At 40.2% G+C, this 2,461-nt stretch carries 2 protein-coding genes; both read left to right on the top strand.

The genetic code is table 11. From position 1 onward, the window contains the following. Window positions 1-35 precede the first annotated feature (35 nt). A complete protein-coding gene (locus AC4GME_RS18685) occupies window positions 36-1,280 on the top strand; it encodes a hypothetical protein (protein ID WP_490380027.1) in 1,245 nt (414 codons plus the stop codon). 280 nt (window positions 1,281-1,560) lie between these two features. Beyond that, on the top strand, window positions 1,561-2,461 hold a 901-nt coding region (locus AC4GME_RS18690; RefSeq protein WP_490380028.1), incomplete at its 3' end, for a tyrosine-type recombinase/integrase.

A 2,461-nucleotide genomic window follows, 5' to 3' on the forward strand; every position in this document is an offset into this window, starting at 1 on the left:
GCTTTACAAACGTTAAGATCATAGGAGAACTGCCAATGCATGAATTACTAATTATTGACGCTCAATATCGCGATAATATTGCAGAGATCATCACTAAACTTGATAAGAAACAAACAGATTGCCATGTTAGTTTTATTATCAACCCGAAGGAAAACACACTGCAGTTAATTGGTGGGCATGCGCCTGAATATGTGCACATTATTATCCCTTTAGCAGAAAATCATCGCTTGAAGAAAAGACGCTTCACCCTTGATGGCGCATTTTTTAGTCGATTATTGGCTTATTCAATTAATGATAAGTTTATTAATCTCAAACTTGATACTGACAGTCACTCTCTCCCTACTATAGGCATTACAACAGGGGAACATCAATGGCGGAGCTGTGAGTCAGAGGCTTTCAGCACTGAACATGATGAGCATATTAATAAAATAAAGCAACAAATGTATGAGACGGTAAGAGTCGCAGACATACAACGACTCTTACTCGAAGTCGATACACATTCGCCATTTCAATATATTGATATTAATAAAGATAAAAAGGAGATGTGCGTGCAAAACGATAACAACCAGCAAATATATGGCATTCCTGAAAATATCCCTGTTGCATTGTCATTGGGGTTAACACAGAAAGCAGCGCACAGCCTTGAAGCGCGGTGCGAACAAACAAAAGATGAGTCTATTGAAATAGCGATTCACGGGGAAGGTATCACCTTTAAAACGAGTGATATGGATATGACTATATCACTCGCAGGCATTGAGGAGTTTTATAAGAATAAGCCAAAGAAATTTAATGAAGTCGTCTCCATGACTGTAGATATATATCGCTTTAAAGATGAAATAGAGGAATACTATGATAACTATCCCAAAATTCGACGCGCCAACCAAAGCCACTTATTAATAGAACCAACTCAGCTGTATATTGCTAACACAATTGCACCATATAAACTGGGTTCACCAGTAAAAGCTAAACGAATCACCACTAATGAAAACCAGCTTTATCTGATACACCTTAAGGATATTGAAGCAATTAGAGTAAAAGATTTAACCACTGCTCGAGAGTTACATATTGCGATATTAAAAGGGCCAGAAGAGGAATATAAACTCGGCTTTTACAAACAAGGAAATCTAAATTATCCCTATGCTAGTGTCGCAATTGAGCCTGCACCAGAAGCAATGGAGGAAGTCTTAGCGGTAAAAAGTAAGGAAGAAAAAAGCAAAGATAATAAGCAGCTTGAGGAGCCAGAAGAGATGCAACGTGATTTATGTTTTGAGGATATCTAAATCCGAAATAGCTAATAACAGGAAGACTATTACTGTGAAATAAGCACAATCATCGTTTTGAAAAAATGAGACAGAAACAACTGGACAAATAAACAGGTTGTTTTATAGTTATTGAGTGCACAAAGTTTAACCGCTTTGTGCAAAAAATAGCAGTTGAGACGAAGTGGCGGCAACCACTTCGCCTCGTACCGGCTGCACCAGAGTTTAAACCAGACCCAGCCGATGGATCTATTATACGTGAACCATCGGATAGGGATAGATCTATTTGATGGAGGCCGATATGGCTCATATGCGCATGCGTCCAAACGGACGTATTCAGTTCGATTTACATCTTTATGGCCAGCGATTTCGTGAAGGCACAGCGATGATCGCCACCCCGAAAAACCTTAACCTCGCTAAAGCACAGCTAAAAAAAATGAATGCGGAAATTGATTTGGGCACTTTTCAATACCGCGATTATTTTCCGCACAGTAAAAAAGTCGATAAGTTTGAAATACTACAGCGTGCCAAGCAGCCTGACCGCTTTTATCCGTTTTTTGATACCTTTGCCAATGAGTGGTTTGAACGTCAGAAGTCGAAATGGAAAAGCAGCTACCAAAATACAGTGCGTCTCAATCTTAAGCGCTATTTAATGCCAACATTTGGCAACACGCTTATCAATGAAGTGAGCTTGTCTCAGGTCGAGTATTACCGCCAGGCTTTGATGGAGATGACAAACAGCGACGACACACGTAAATTATCAAACCGCCGCATTAACAATATTTTTTGGCCACTGATAGCCATTGTCAGCCTTGCCGCCGATGAATACAAATTTGAGTATCCGCTGCGTCGCTACAAAGCGCTTAAAGAAGAGAGTGCGGATTCGCACCCGATGACAATTGATGAAGTACAGCGCTTTTTAGATGTGGTTGAAGAAGAGTGGCATGACTATTTTGTGCTGCGTTTTTGGACTGGGATGAGAAGCTGCGAAGTACACGGGCTTTACACTGAGCATCTGGATTTTGATCATCGCCTTATTCGCATAAGACAGAATTACGTTAATGGTGAAATTGGGGATGTGAAAACACCCAAATCAAGACGCGACCTTAAAATGTGTGACACACTTTATGAAGTATTAAGCCGAGTGATGGCAAACAAAACCGGTGATTCGCCCTTTGTGTTTACTAACCCTAAAGGTAAGC

The organism is Psychromonas sp., assembly GCF_983033635.1.